The sequence below is a fragment of the Alteromonas macleodii genome (assembly GCF_903772925.1).
In the GTDB taxonomy this organism is placed as follows: Bacteria; Pseudomonadota; Gammaproteobacteria; order Enterobacterales; family Alteromonadaceae; genus Alteromonas; species Alteromonas macleodii_A.
The window spans coordinates 2,654,717-2,668,983 of record NZ_LR812090.1 but is presented as its reverse complement, the minus strand read 5'-3'; the positions used below and the strand labels follow the sequence as shown (position 1 = coordinate 2,668,983).

Below are 14,267 nucleotides of genomic sequence, written 5' to 3'. Positions count from 1 at the left end.
TTATTCCGCATCATTCTCACCCAATTCTGAGGTCATTTCAGAAAGGGTCTCGCTGCAGTCTTTTGCACTGCTTATTATTTTATCTAACGCCGCTAATGCCTTTTCAGGCGCAACATCACCATTTAGTGCCATTTTTACTAACTCTGCCTGCATAGATATTCTATTTAGAGGCTTGCGAGCATCATGAACGAAAACGCTTAAACGTGAGAATTCTTCGCTAGTCATATCGAATACCTCTCATTACTCATCTTTGCTAAGATCGCCGTAGGCGTGAAGGCGGTTGTACAACGTTTTGGTACTAATCCCTAACATTTCTGCGGCTGTGGTTTTATTGCCGCTGACTTTCTCTAATGTGGCGTATATAAGCTCTTTTTCCACATCTTCAATCGTTCTTCCGGCTTGAAGGGCAGGTGTCGTACTCTGCTTTTGCGCAAAAGGAGATTCGATGGTTTTAGGTAGCTCAATCTCACTCTTTTCAGGGTCACTCATAATGGCGGCACGGTGAACAAAGTGTCTTAACTCTCGAACGTTACCAGGCCAGTCGTAAGCTTGAAGCGTTTCAAGCTGATTATCTTCCCACTTAAAATTAGAGCCGTTGTCTTTGTTGAATTCTGCAATAAAGGTTTTCGCTAGAAGCGGAATATCTTCTTTTCGTTCACGTAAAGGTGGAATAGTGATTGGGAAAACGGCCAATCTAAAATAGATATCTTCACGCAACACTTTGCTTTGCGCAATTTCTTCCATTGTTCTGTTTGTTGCAGATACTACGCGACAGTTCACAGGTATAGATTTTGTGCCGCCTACACGAAGCACCACTTTGTTTTCGAGCACACGCAAAAGGTTAGGCTGCATATCGATAGGCATTTCTGTGATTTCATCTAAGAAAAGGGTGCCTCCTTCTGCCTGCTCGAAAACACCCTCTTTACGGCCCACAGCACCGGTAAAGGCACCTTTTTCATGGCCGAACAACTCACTACCAATCAATTCTTTAGAAAAGGCACCACAGTTTGTGGCGATATAAGGGCCATCACTTTCTGAGGCTCGGTGAATAGCAGCTGCGACTACTTCTTTACCAACACCACTTTCACCTAACAGCATGACGTTAGCGCTTGTTTTGCTAACCCTTGAAATGAGTTTGTATAACTCCTTCATCACCGGTGACTCGCCAATAAGCAAATCGAAGTGTTTTTCAATTGTCTCTTCTTTAGGTGCTTTTTCTTTTGGCTTTTTACTTAACACAGCCTCGATTTCTTCGCGCTGTATTGGCTTGACAAGGTAGTCTACGGTAGGGCCACACAAGCCTTTGATTACGCTTTTAACCGAAGGGTGGCCGGTGATTAAGGTAACACGAGGACGCTTTGGGAGCGCATCAAGTTCATTAAACAGATGAGCGCCGCTACCATCGGGCAACATGAAATCTAACAGTACGTGATCGAATGTTTCTTTCTCTAGCCAGTCGCGGGCTTCAGCTAATGTCGCAGCTGTTAGGACGTCGTGGCCTAAAAACTCAATAATAGTACAAGCTACTTCTGTAAACTCGGCATCGTCATCAACTAAAAGTACGGTTAGCACGTGGATGTCCCTCTCTATTACTTTCCATTTAAAATATGGAATAAAATCAATGTTATAGTTGTATCATAAAAGGCAAGGAAAAATAACTAGATACCTAGCTATACTTACTCCTTTCCTAGCAATAACTTGTTTAGTTCAGGTAAAACCGAATGAATGTTCAATAAAGTCACATTAATTGTAGTGATTCATCTGTACGAACGACCGTCTATAATTTTACTCTTTTGATTTAATCTAGAAGATTCTCGGTCTATCAAATACACATTGAGTGTTACCTATTTACATATAACTGCAAAAAGTATTCCCATTTCCTTATAAAGTGTAGGTGAGCTTGGCTATGGCACATTTTTCGCACAATTTGTATGTAGAGCAACTTTATTATTGGTGAAAGGAATAGATAAGGTTTACCGAGAATTTGCCTATGGTAGGCCCGCATTTGCTCTCTGAAGTTAGAGGACTACGGCTAAATTTATGTCAAAGGAATTGAAAATGTGGGCAAAAACAGCTGAGAGATCAATGACTTTAACCGAGCTGCTGACAAAAATGCAGCCTCGGGCTAGTCAAGATTTATTTTATTTTGCAGATTTTTGGGAAGTTATGGAAAAGCGGGGCTTTGGCCCAATGCTAGCGCTTCCGTCGTTTATCGCCTGCACCCCTATAGGCGCTATTCCTGGTGTACCTTCTTTAACCGGTGTGACGATTTTACTTATTGCATTGCAAATATTACTCGGTAGCAGGCACCCATGGTTACCTCAAAAAGTGATGGACATACATTGCGATGCTGATCAACTACGCCATATAGTCGAAAAAATAAAACCCTATGCAGCTAGTATCGACCGCTTTCTCGTTCCCCGTTGTTTTTTTATGAAACAGCCCGTGTTTCGCTCTTTAATTGCTTTAAATTGTGTTGGCTGCGGCTTGGTAATGGTTCCGTTAGAGCTTATTCCCTTTATGGGTCTTATTCCCGCCTTGGCAGTTTTCATTATGGCCGTTGGAATGGCTACTGACGACGGGGCAGTAGCCTTGATAGGTGTAACAATTTCACTGTTTGGATTTGTGTTAGGCTTTCAGCATTTGCCGACAGTAGTTAGCTAATGCGCGAGCTACACTGAGCATGAATCAAGCATAAAATCTGAGGTAGGTAGGTTCATTGTTTGGTATCTCAGTTCTCCCATAAATGCCCGCGCCGCCGGGCCTAAGGTGTCTCCATCTTCAAAAGAAAGATAGAGAAGGGCTTTTCTTAACGCCGCATTGTTATCTAAAGGAAGCGGAACTAGGGTACCGTTTTCTAATTCTTCCTTAATAATTGCTATAGGTAGCCACGCAAACCCCAATCCCTGAGTAATGATATCTAAAGATGTTCTCACGTGGCTCACTGTCCAACGTTGCTCTGCACCTAACCAACCCACATCTGCCTTGCGCTCTGCAGAAGAGTCGCGAACTACAATCTGACGATGAGTTTTGAGGTCTTCTAAGGTTAGGGTTCTGTTTAATTGGTGTAAAGGGTGCTTAGCATGAGCCACCGCGGCAAACTCAATTTCGCATAAGTCTTCGCTAAAGCCATTCGGAAAGGCAAAGGGAGAAATGCCTAAATCTACTTTTCCGCTACTTAATAATGCGTTAGCACCGCTAAGCACGGTTTCCTCTATTTCTATACGCAAGAGCGGAAACTCTGCAGAGACTTTGGCAAGCACGTTATACAATAATTCAGAAGGGAAAATAATATCTACAGCTATACGCAGTGTTGTTTCTGTTCCTACTTTTAAGCTACTTGCTACCGCTTCAAGCTTTTGAGCTTCGTTGAGCAAAAACGAAGCTCGACGGTACATGAGCTCACCTTGTGGAGAAAGCTGTACTTTACGACCAATATTTTCAAATAGTGCTACACCAATGGCGTTTTCAAGTTTTTGAACAGCGTGATGAACACTAGATTGACTTTTATGTACTTCTGCAGCTGCTTGATTGAAGCCACCAGCATCAACAACGGCTTTAAACATACGCCATTGTTCTAATGTGGATTTAAGCATACAACGCCCTTTACCTGTCTTTTGGGCTACTTATAGCATAGACAGATTATACAAGTCATTCTTTAAGGGCTTGGTTAATGGTTGATACTGGACACGTTACCACTGATACCTTCTCGTATCCCATCTGCATTAGTTGCTCGGCAGCTAACTTTGCACGAACGCCAGATGCACAATGGATGTAGAGCGGTATTGAGGCATCTTTGAATCTCTCTAATGCTTTCATCTCGAGCACGCCTCGGGGTATGTTGAGGGCATAGGGGACTGGCTGGCTCGCTACTTCGCCGCTTTCCCTTACGTCGATAAGGGTTCCATCATTGTGCACTAACTCTTCAGAAGCTTTTTGTGCAGTGACGCAACGAATATCGAAGCTGATGTTCTCAATCCGAGTTTTAATATCTATTAGCATAGTACTCCCAATTTATGACGATTTTGTGCAAAACAAATAAGCAATATCTAATGTATGAATGGAAATTCAATAAAACAATATCAATTACCGGAATTCATCGCATATAATGGCAAGTCGGCAAAATGTCTTATACTTTAGTATAATTAATGGCTAAATTATTGCCAGAAACGTTAAAGAAAGGAAGTGCTTATGTCTGAGGATATGGTAATAGGTTCAGATGATATTATGGAACATGCGGTGGAAGCTGAGATCTTCCTTAAACAATTTGCGAATAAAACACGTCTCATGGTGCTTTGTTCATTGTTGAAAGAGGAAAAGTCGGTAACCGAGCTTCTAGAGGTAGTCAATGTTTCACAGCCTGTGATTTCTCAACACCTCGCATTATTGCGAGAATCAAAAATGGTAGCTACCAGAAGGGAAGGCCAAACAATTTACTATCGACTTGCGGATGAGCGTGTTAAACGACTTATTGCGCTGATGGACGAATTCTTCTGCGAGTAGGTTTTTCTTAATTATCATTAAAACAACAATGTCCGCCACATAGCGGACATTGTATCGTTTAACATTCCTTCAAATTCATATCTGAAACTATTTATCCAGTTGTTTGCACAACATGGCGATGTAATCTTCTTCTGGAATTCTATCACTATCTACTTCTGGCCTATTGACTAATTCATCATGGCTTAGGTTGACCGCGACACTGTGTGCGGCCCAATCAATATTTTCAATATCCCCCGGTAATAGCGCCAAGTGTTTACCGCCTGGAAGCCAATTATTGGTATCGACCACCAGCATTATTATTTTCCAACTTCGCGTGTCGATTATGAAGTTGCTTATGTGCCCAACATTGTCGGTAGTCGTGGCAACCTCATAGCCTCCCACTTCTCCAACAGCCCTCAAGTGATTACTTGTTTTCTTAGGGTTAAGTGTTTCAGATTCTTCCGCTTGCTGTATTTCAACAAGCTCATTGGGATGTGCAAACTCTCCCCATGCTCCTGGCCCAATCCAGTAGTAGCCGTAGCCGAAATATTTAAAGAGGTTCTCCTCATACTCTCGAGACACGGGCTTATGTTCATCGATCGATGGGCTGTTCTTTAACTTTTCAACAGTCATATTTACATGAACAGTGTCATCACTGCTATCTAGTTCTGTCACGGCGATGGGAGAAATAACCACTTTTCTGCTAAGCGGAAGCCACGTATTTGTATCTGCAACCAGATAACGTACGGTAAACGTTTCATCGTCAAAAAGAATATCGCGAACGCCGCCTACTTTGTCATCAACGGCATGAATAGAAAAGTGAGTAAGCTGTTTTGAACTAATGATCATCGTTGCGCCTCCTTTGCTAGGGCTCTTTGTATAGAGCGACAGTTATTATTAGTTAACGTCACTCTTTAATACTCTAAGTGTAGACAGTCCTTAACCTTTCTTCATTTTCTTCTTGCCTAACCTTGATTGAGATCATTTATCGCTTAAAACAAAAAAGCTCGCCTGAGCGAGCTTTTTAACGTTGACTGGTATGTTTGAGGGTTAGGCTACATCAAACTCTTCATCAGAATAATCATCATCGTATTCTGATTGATTACTAGCACTGCTATGAAGGGTATAAAAATGTTTTTTCCCTCTTGCCAGTCTCACATATTTTGCCCATGCCTTTTCGAGGTTATTTACTGCTTCAACTTTTCCATTAATGAACGAAACGAAATGTTGCTCATCTTCACTTTCTGGCGAAAGTTCACCGCTTTCGAGGCCTAATAAAGTCTTGCCGTAGTTAGTTAGAAGATCGGCTTCAGTGATACTGAAGTCACCTGATTTACGAAATCCATAGGGAAACTTTTGACGGTCGATATATGGTTTTGCAGATAGTCGAATAGCTAAACTTTTCATGTTGTACCCAACGTATTGTTTTGTTCAGCGCACTTTTAAAATAAATATAAACGAAGATAAAACAAAAGATTTTTTCCTTATCAATAAAAAATTTTTAATGGGTCAAAAAGTAATGGAATCTAATAAGAATATTGTCGCGAATGGGCTCTCTCATAAGCAATAGGACGAGAGTTTACCTTTTTTAACCTGATGAAATTTATCAATATATCCGACTTTTTAGACAAGTTTTTGCGGTGGGAAATTTGTTACAAAAGTGAAACATGTGTTGGCGAAGTGCACCTGTGAAAATACAGTAAAAATGCCATCAAAAATTCTTGTCGCTACGATGATTAAAATTCGTTTTCTATTTTTCTGCTTAGGATGATAATTGAAACGTGTTCATAACCCAGAGAAGTCAATGAGTAAAGACTATCGTTACCAGCGTGATGAATGGGACTCGGTAGAAGAGGAAGATCTTCACGCAAAAAAATCAAATTCCAAACGTCAAAGCACTGTTAAAGTAAAGCAGAAGCGTGACCTCCAACGTCGTGAAAAACAACGACGTTTACATCAAGAAGAGTATTAATTCAGCGAGTTGATGATTTTTTAATTAAGCGCACCGATTAAAGCGGTGCGCTTCTGTGCATTTGTATTTACTTACCGTATTATCTGTGTCAGTTTAGAACCAACTCAATTCGGTTGTACATCAAGCATGGATATACGCTTTCTCACCACCTTTATAGAGGTGACTAAAACTCGTCACTTTGGTAAAGCCGCTGAAAACCTCTACCTCACTCAATCTGCCGTTAGTGCTAGAATAAAGTTGCTTGAAGAATACTTCCACACAACGCTATTTATTAGACAGCGTAACAGTATTCAGCTCACGCAGTCTGGAGAAAAGCTGCTACCCTATGCTAGGCAATTGTGTGCCACGCTTAACGAAGCCAAACAAGAGCTGCAAATACAATCATCTGAGTATGTGGTTTGCGGGGCAACACAGCTTGCCAGCGAGCTCTTATTGCCAACAATGCTTAGCCACCTTCACAACTCATTTCCTGACTATTCCGTAAAGGCAGAAGTTTTGACGCTCGACTCACTGTCACGTCAACTACATGAAAGAGTTACAGATCTCGCTTTTTCTACTGAGCCGCTTAAGTCTGAAGAAGTGAATAGCGAGGTTTTGATGGAACACGAAATAGCATTGTACCGTGTAGGTGAAATTTCCGATGCTGTTAATGCTGCTGATTTTGTAGCAATTGACTGGGGTACCAAAGCGAGAGACTGGCTTCTTACCGCCTACCCGCAGCTTCGCGATGCAAAGTTAAGGACTAATTCGCTTAATCTTGCGCTAAATAACTTACTTAGCGAAGGCGGAATAGCCGTGCTGCCCACCAATATAGAAAAGCAGATACCGGCCCATATTAACGTGGTTAAGATAAGAACCCTTGAAAATGTACCATTAAGGTTATACATACACAGCATGAAGCAAATACGACGCGTGGGCCTTGCAGAGATAATAGACAGCGTATCTACAGTAAGTTAAATGCAACCGAGAGGTTTTGCGAAAATGCCAATCATATATGGCGCATCAACGACAGAATTTAAAAGAGAGTACTATGTCTCAAATACATCCTTTATTAGAAAAAAACGCTTTTCAACGCTTAGAAACTAGCCTGGCCACGATTAAATCTGATAAGAAATTGTTTATCCTTAAAGATGAACATGGTTGCGTTATGCTAACCACTGACGAAGAAGATGGTGTTCCGGTTTGGCCAGACGCTGAACTTGCGCTTTTGTGGGCTACAGAAGATTGGGCTCACTGTGAAGCAATGGAACTCAGTACTGAAGAGTTTCTAACCAAATGGGTTCCAGGTATGACGCAAGACGAACTCATGGTTATTGTTTGTCCTGTTCCCGCTGAAGAAGGTGAGGTCATTTCGCCACAAGAGTTTGCTGAGTACCTATAACATGTTGTTCAAGGCACTGTAAGTTCAAAAGTTACGGGTGATCTTAAGCAAAGAGCCTGGGGTAGTTATTTAGTAAGTAGATAGAGACAATTGAGCGGCAGTTTAATCATAGACCGCTCATTGTATCTATGTCTCTTGTTATCAGATAACCCAAAGGAGGCGTTATGTTTACTGAACAACCCACAATGAACAGCCTATTTAGTCAACTTGGTCTAGGAAGTTCAGACGAAGAAATTGCAGAGTTTTTCGAAACACATAGAGGACTAAACAAAAGCCAGCACTTGCACGAGGCACCGTACTGGAGCGAAAGTCAGTCCGCATTTTTGAAAGATGCTATCGTAGAAGATGCTGCATGGGCTGAGGTTATCGATCAGTTAAATGTAGAACTGCACGAGTAACACGACTTAGCATGCATCTATCGCTTTCTTAGCTAATTTCTAATTTTTAAAAAAGGCAGTATACGCTTTGTTACACCCAAACATTGATGATTTGTGGTTTGTCCCCTTAGGAGGGACAGGCGAAATTGGTATGAATCTAAATTTATACGGACACAGTGGTCAATGGTTGATGGTGGACTGTGGGGTGTCATTCGATGAGCCCCTTGTTCCGAACTACAAAACTGACGCTTCAGTAGGCAGCGTCGCTCCGCCTAAGGGGGCTACGCATCGAGTAGTAGCACCTGATCCGACTTTTATAGCGAAGCAGAAAGATTCATTGGCCGGCATTGTGATCACTCACGCTCATGAGGATCATGTGGGCGCTATCCCTTACCTCTGGGAGCGATTTCAAACGCCGATTTTCACTACCCCATTTACTGCCGAGGTGTTAAGGCGCAAGCTAGCTAGGAGCAAGCTTGCCAATCGTATTCCTATTGTTGAAGTAGAGGCTGGTGACACCCGCCAAATTGGTCCCTTTAACGTCAATTGGTTGGCTATCACACACTCTTTGCCTGAGCCTTTTGCGCTCAAAATTACAACACCTGCAGGCACTGTTCTACACACTGCTGATTGGAAAATCGACGCTAACCCCATTACTGGATTACCCTTTGATGTAAACCTTTATAAGCAACTAGGGAACGAAAACATCCTTGCGTTAGTCGGCGATTCCACCAATGCCCCAAAGCCTGGATTTTCCATTTCCGAAAGAAATTGTTATGACGGTTTACTCAGTACTATTTCGCCGCTTAAAGGGCGGGTGGTAGTCGGGTGCTTCGGCAGTAACATAGCTAGGCTTATTTCGTTAGCTAAAATTGCCAAACAAACGAAGCGCTACATGGCGCTGTACGGACGTTCATTATTAAACATGTATGGTATTGCAAAGCAGCAAGGTATTTGGCCTGATGATTTACCAATAACTGACCCTCAGCACTTGGGTTACTTGCCCCCACATGAAGTTTTAGCGGTAGCAACAGGGAGTCAAGGCGAGAAAAATACAGCCTTGGCGCGTTTAGCTCGCGATAATCATCCACACTTAACTTTGGACAAAGGCGACACTGCTATATTTTCGTCTATTGTGATCCCTGGTAACGAAGAGAGTGTAAGGCGTTTAAGTAAAGCGCTATCGGCGAAAGGGGTTACTGTAATTCACAGCGAGGATAGCGCCTTGCCTATTCATGCCAGCGGCCATCCTTGCGCTGAGGAACTTAAACTTATGTACCACTGGGTTAAACCTAAAATTGCTATACCGGTGCATGGTGAGCATCAGCATTTACAGGCACATGCAGATATTGCTAAGGCGTGCGGGGTAATGAAACACTACGTGGGACAAAATGGCGATTTGTATCGGTTATCTCCTCAGCCCAGCATTCGCCGCCAAGTTGTTCCAGTGGGGCGGGTGCCAGTCCAACAAGACTAAACTTTTCGAAAAAAGTAGGGTAGAAAGAAAAAGTCTTGGCATAATTTAATCATTCTTTAATCCTTTTAAGACTTACTTTTTGCGTTTTTAAACTTCTTGTATCTAGTGTAATTAGTTTATTAATTTCAATGCGATAGCGGTATCTTAAGGAAGTGTAAAAACCTTCTTTTGAAACTGCCCATGTTTCGAACATTCTGGTACACTTAATTGCATAATAAAAATTTAAATTATGCGAACAACTTGTGATGAAGTTTTTATCCTACCTGGTTCTTTTGGCTTTTACTGTTTGTATTTATGCAGAGGCTTCTCCACGGCTTACCAACCCGGTTTTCCAATCACTTTCGACAAAAAATGGACTGCCTCAAGATGTCGTAAACGACATTGTAATAAGTGACGATGGGTTTGTGTGGATTGCCACTGAAGGTGGATTAGTGCGCTGGGACGGCGTTAGAACAAAACGGATAACGGATTCTACTAACACGCTGCTTGATTCGTCAGTATACAGATTAGCGCTGCAAGGCTCCGAAGGGCTTTGGTTTAGTATTTTTGGCAAGGGTAATTACTATCTAGACTTAACTACCCAAAAAATTGTTCAAATAGAGCCTACGAGTTACCACGATATTGAAGGTATGGTTCAACACGCCCAGACATTCCATTGGTACACTACTAATAAATTGGTCATCGCGCTTCACGAAGAAGTTCAGCTATTTGATACTAAAGAAAAAAAATTAACTCGCCTTGCTAAGCTACCTACTGAGCTTTTGGAAAATAATCATATCATTCGCGCAGCTATTACTATTGACGATACTTTGCTGGTAGCAACATCTAAAGGCGCTTATGTAAAAAATATACACGATACAGAACAGCCACTGGTTAGCTTAGATTACTTAGGTGAAACACCACAGAATATTGACAACATCAATGCGAAGTTTCTGCTGTTGGATGAACAAAACAGAGTATGGATTTCAACGGTACTTGGCGTATTCGTCGCACAAAAAGAAGATTTTATAGCGCAAGTCAACGGCGCTAAAAAGAGTGTATTTGATCGGGTAGTCAATAATAGGAATGTGTGGACAATGGTCCAGCACAAGGACAATGCATTCTGGATGGGAACTAACAAGGGTCTGTATCGACTAGTTAAGGTGTCAGACGGTTGGGAGAGCGAACACATTTTAGAGCCCAATAATGGGTTCACTGAAATTTCAAATAAGAAAATTACAGCAATAGCAAAAGACGAATCTGATAACTTGTGGATGAGTTCTGTCTACGCAGGCGCTCTATACTTCGGTGTTAAAAGTGCTGATATATCTACCATTCAGAACGAGCGAGCGGGAGCAGAAAGCGCTTTAACTAGTCACGTAGTGTGGACTTTCGCGGAAACCGAGCCCAATAAAATATGGATAGGTACTGACAATGGGCTAAATCATTATGACTTCACAACAAAAACATCTGACAAGTTTCTTTATTTTGATACCAAAGTTTATGGTAAGGGAGCGGTAGATAAAATTATTCCTTTGGAAAACGAAAAGCTGTTCGTGAGTACTTATGAGGGAATCCGACTATTCGACCCGAAGACAGAGGAAATATCTCGGCCAGAAGTACTTAGTGGCGGAGATGATGTTGTCTTCGATACTTATATTCCCGGCATGGTTCTGTCTGATAACGATGTTTTGTACTTTATTGGGTATGAGGGTTTTTTTAAGTATGACGTCGAAAATAAAGCCATCTCTCCACTTAATTTAGACTCACGAGTTTTCGACATCAATTTCTCTTATGGCTTTATAGGGCAGTCTTCCTATCACAACAATAGGTTGTTCTTGGCTACCAAAGGAGGCTTATGGTTAATAGATCCTGAGACTTCGCGACATGAACTTGTTTATCGTTTCCCAGAGTCGCAGCGCGGAAACGAGCGCTCAATATCGTCTTGGGTCATTGATGATATGGGCGTGTTATGGCTTGCCTATAGTGGCGTCGGTTTGATTGGTGTCGATGCCGATACATTCGACCCCCTATACAATTTAAACGACACTAATATTTTGTTATCAAACATAGTTTACGGGCTTCAAAAAGATGAGTTTGGGAACATCTGGTTTAGCTCGCATAAAGGCCTTCATCGGTACGATCCTTCCACTGCCCAAATCAAAAATTTCATATACGGTCGTGAGCTAAGTGTTTCTGAATTTAACCAAGGTGCTTCGCTAAAACTTAATGATGGAAGGCTCGCCTATGGTTCAACAAGTGGAGCCGTTGTATTTTCGGCTTCGCAGCTTGAAAGCTTAGATACAGAGAAAAGCATGCTGAGCAAAAAAACGGCCATTACTGAAGTTGCAGTAGACAATCGAGCTCTTAGCCAGCCCTTAAAAAACTTAAGTGGTCACCACTTTAATTTAGACTATGAAGACTACGGGTTAACCATTCACTTTTCTTCGCTCGCTATGTCTGGAATAGGTAAAGTTAAATATTACTATAAGTTTCTTAACGGTGACCGCGTGGTAACAGAAGGCGTTACCGACGATGCGAAAATAACCTTTACCAATATAGAGCCTGGCGACTATGTTTTTACCGTGGCGCCGACTCCAGGTAGCTTCGAATTTAACGTATTGCCGGCAGAAATAACGCTCTCCATGCCTTATGCACCCCTTCGTTCACCACTGGCTTACTCCTTATATGCCACCCTTATTGTTGGCCTTTTAGTGGCTTATTTACTCTCTAGACAACGTCACCTGTTTAGGCTGCAGAAGGCGCAACAACAGGTTACCTTATTTAGCGATGCGTTTAGACAAACTCGGGATTGGGTACTCATTTTTGATAAAAATAAGCGTTTAGTTGCCGCTAATCCTGCCTTTGAGCAAGTGTTTGGATTTAATAACAGGGAGCCACTCCCTAAACAGTTAGCTCGCCTTTACCTGCGTTATCCCAACCTTAATCGACACCTTTCGGGTAAGTTACCCGAAATGCAAGGCGGTGACTTTTGGAAAGATGAGACCGCTATTGATGGTGCTGACGGTAAACGTTACGACGTTTTGATAGATATAACAGCAGTAAGTGGCGAAACTAATGACGCAGAACACTATCTGATTGTTATATCTGATATTACCGAGCAAAAAAATGCAGAACGCAAGCTGCTTAAAATTGCCACCTACGACAGTCTTACCGGCTTGGTTAACAGGACATTACTACTCGATAGACTTGAGCACGCCATAGGGCTTGCGCGTCATCATGGGCATCGTGTAGCTGTGATGTTTGTTGACCTAGACAGATTTAAAGGCATCAATGATTCTCTAGGTCACGATTATGGCGACAAACTTCTACGTATTGTCGCTAATAGAATGCGAAACCTAGTGGCAGAGTCGGGTACGGTTGCGCGTCTTGGTGGCGATGAGTTCGTGATTGTTATTGAAGAGGTGCGCGCCGACGATGATTTAAGTTCATTTGTATCGCAAATTATTGAATCGGTAGAAACACCTATTTCATTGGCTGAAGAAGTGCTTCGTGTATCTTGTAGTATTGGCGTTGCTTTTTATCCGGAAGATGCGTCTGAACCTGCCGAGCTTATCAAGCAAGCTGATGTTGCTATGTACAGCGCTAAAAAAGATGCGTTGAGCGGTTTTACTTATTTCACAAGTGATATGAATGAACGCGCAAAAACGCGCTTACAGATAGAAAACAAAGTAAAACGCGCTTATTCAGATGACTGCTTCTTTAATCATTACCAGCCCATCATAGATGCAAGAACTAATAAAACGATTGGGGTAGAACTGCTGCTTCGGGGAAGATTAGACGAGGAGCCGCTGTTCCCCGATCAGTTCATTCCAGTTTTAGAAGAGCTTAAATACATCATTGAAGTGACAAGGCAAGCAATGCGCCGCGCGGCTCAAGATTTGTCTTTGTGGTATGAAAAAGGCTTTGACGGTTATGTGTCAATAAACCTATCTGCCCTCCACTTTAAAACTGAGTTCGACTTAAGCGGGGTACTAAGCCTGTTGAGCGAGTTTGGTTTACCAAAAGAGGCATTTAGATTTGAGATCACAGAAGGCGTATTGATGGACGATAGCGATAATGCGTTACGGCAGATTGAGCGGTTCGTAAAAGAAGGCTTTGTTTTAGCGTTAGACGACTTCGGAACTGGATACTCATCGCTAAGCTATTTAAAACGTTACCCGTTGTCGGTACTTAAAATAGATAAAAGCTTCGTTAATGAGATGGCTCCGGGTAATGCCAACGAAGCCTTGGTAACAACGACTATCGCGCTCGCAACTAATCTAAAGATGAGTTGTGTTGCAGAAGGCGTTGAAACACAGTCGCAAGTTGATGAACTTATCGAAAAGGCCTGCTACTTCCATCAAGGGTATTTTTACGCAAAGCCATGCACAGCAGATGAAATAGTACCTATTTTGTTTAAAAATTGGTCTGAGTGAACGTAATTAGTAGCGGCTTTTAACGTTAAACAATCATAAAGAGTAAAAAGCCGCATGTATAAAAAAACTAAATTTAGCGCTCAAATTGTTGTTATTCATCGCAAATAATGTAAACGCTCGTTTAAAAAGCTTGTTTTTCAATAAAAAATAAGGCTTATTA

Annotated in this window: 14 protein-coding genes; 8 read left to right on the top strand and 6 right to left on the bottom strand. The window is 41.9% G+C overall.

The features are described from left to right. Together PCAR9_RS11580 and PCAR9_RS11575 are read right to left on the bottom strand one after the other, a co-directional pair. Entirely contained in the window at window positions 1–225 is a 225-nt protein-coding gene (locus PCAR9_RS11580; protein ID WP_118494075.1) for a hypothetical protein, read from the bottom strand. Window positions 226–240: 15 nt separating this feature from the next. Beyond that, window positions 241–1,572, bottom strand: a complete 1,332-nt coding sequence (locus PCAR9_RS11575) for a sigma-54-dependent transcriptional regulator (RefSeq protein ID WP_179983731.1) — start codon at window positions 1,570–1,572, stop codon at window positions 241–243. Between the two features lie 486 nt (window positions 1,573–2,058). Between PCAR9_RS11575 and PCAR9_RS11570 the strand changes: the two genes are divergently transcribed. Further along, on the top strand, window positions 2,059–2,664 hold the full coding sequence (locus tag PCAR9_RS11570; protein WP_179983730.1) for an exopolysaccharide biosynthesis protein: 606 nt from the start codon (window positions 2,059–2,061) through the stop codon (window positions 2,662–2,664). Between the two features lie 8 nt (window positions 2,665–2,672). Here the strand turns inward: PCAR9_RS11570 and PCAR9_RS11565 are convergent, their stop codons facing one another. Continuing rightward, window positions 2,673–3,596 carry a LysR family transcriptional regulator gene (locus PCAR9_RS11565; RefSeq protein ID WP_179983729.1) on the bottom strand — a complete coding sequence of 308 codons (924 nt, stop codon included), beginning with the start codon at window positions 3,594–3,596 and terminating at the stop codon, window positions 2,673–2,675. A gap of 55 nt (window positions 3,597–3,651) precedes the next feature. Continuing rightward, window positions 3,652–4,002 carry a rhodanese-like domain-containing protein gene (locus PCAR9_RS11560; protein WP_179983728.1) on the bottom strand — a complete coding sequence of 117 codons (351 nt, stop codon included), beginning with the start codon at window positions 4,000–4,002 and terminating at the stop codon, window positions 3,652–3,654. 189 nt (window positions 4,003–4,191) lie between these two features. Between PCAR9_RS11560 and PCAR9_RS11555 the strand changes: the two genes are divergently transcribed. After that, window positions 4,192–4,503 carry an ArsR/SmtB family transcription factor gene (locus PCAR9_RS11555; RefSeq protein ID WP_179983727.1) on the top strand — a complete coding sequence of 104 codons (312 nt, stop codon included), beginning with the start codon at window positions 4,192–4,194 and terminating at the stop codon, window positions 4,501–4,503. An 87-nt stretch (window positions 4,504–4,590) separates the two neighbouring features. On the opposite strand, the gene PCAR9_RS11550 is transcribed toward PCAR9_RS11555, so the two are convergent. Both PCAR9_RS11550 and PCAR9_RS11545 read right to left on the bottom strand, forming a co-directional pair. Further along, entirely contained in the window at window positions 4,591–5,331 is a 741-nt protein-coding gene (locus PCAR9_RS11550) for a PRC-barrel domain-containing protein (protein WP_179983726.1), read from the bottom strand. Window positions 5,332–5,532: 201 nt separating this feature from the next. Then, window positions 5,533–5,889 (bottom strand): MaoP family protein, encoded by a 357-nt coding sequence (locus PCAR9_RS11545; RefSeq protein WP_179983725.1) that lies wholly within the window; start codon window positions 5,887–5,889, stop codon window positions 5,533–5,535. A 367-nt stretch (window positions 5,890–6,256) separates the two neighbouring features. Here PCAR9_RS11545 and PCAR9_RS11540 point away from each other — a divergent pair, with 367 nt between their 5' ends. The 6 genes from PCAR9_RS11540 to PCAR9_RS11515 all read left to right on the top strand — a co-directional run bounded on the left by PCAR9_RS11540 (window position 6,257) and on the right by PCAR9_RS11515 (window position 14,107). Beyond that, on the top strand, window positions 6,257–6,454 hold the full coding sequence (locus PCAR9_RS11540; protein ID WP_179981859.1) for a hypothetical protein: 198 nt from the start codon (window positions 6,257–6,259) through the stop codon (window positions 6,452–6,454). Window positions 6,455–6,580: 126 nt separating this feature from the next. Continuing rightward, window positions 6,581–7,411, top strand: coding sequence for a LysR family transcriptional regulator (locus PCAR9_RS11535; RefSeq protein WP_179983724.1), 831 nt, complete (start codon window positions 6,581–6,583; stop codon window positions 7,409–7,411). 73 nt (window positions 7,412–7,484) lie between these two features. Beyond that, window positions 7,485–7,835, top strand: coding sequence for a DUF2750 domain-containing protein (locus PCAR9_RS11530; RefSeq protein ID WP_179983723.1), 351 nt, complete (start codon window positions 7,485–7,487; stop codon window positions 7,833–7,835). A 164-nt stretch (window positions 7,836–7,999) separates the two neighbouring features. Continuing rightward, window positions 8,000–8,233 (top strand): DUF2789 domain-containing protein, encoded by a 234-nt coding sequence (locus PCAR9_RS11525; RefSeq protein ID WP_179983722.1) that lies wholly within the window; start codon window positions 8,000–8,002, stop codon window positions 8,231–8,233. A gap of 67 nt (window positions 8,234–8,300) precedes the next feature. Continuing rightward, the gene (locus PCAR9_RS11520; protein WP_179983721.1) at window positions 8,301–9,689 is read left to right on the top strand and encodes a ribonuclease J; all 1,389 of its coding nucleotides are present in this window, start codon (window positions 8,301–8,303) and stop codon (window positions 9,687–9,689) included. 245 nt (window positions 9,690–9,934) lie between these two features. After that, window positions 9,935–14,107: an EAL domain-containing protein gene (locus tag PCAR9_RS11515; protein ID WP_179985216.1), complete on the top strand. Its 4,173-nt coding sequence runs from the start codon at window positions 9,935–9,937 to the stop codon at window positions 14,105–14,107. Window positions 14,108–14,267 lie beyond the last annotated feature (160 nt).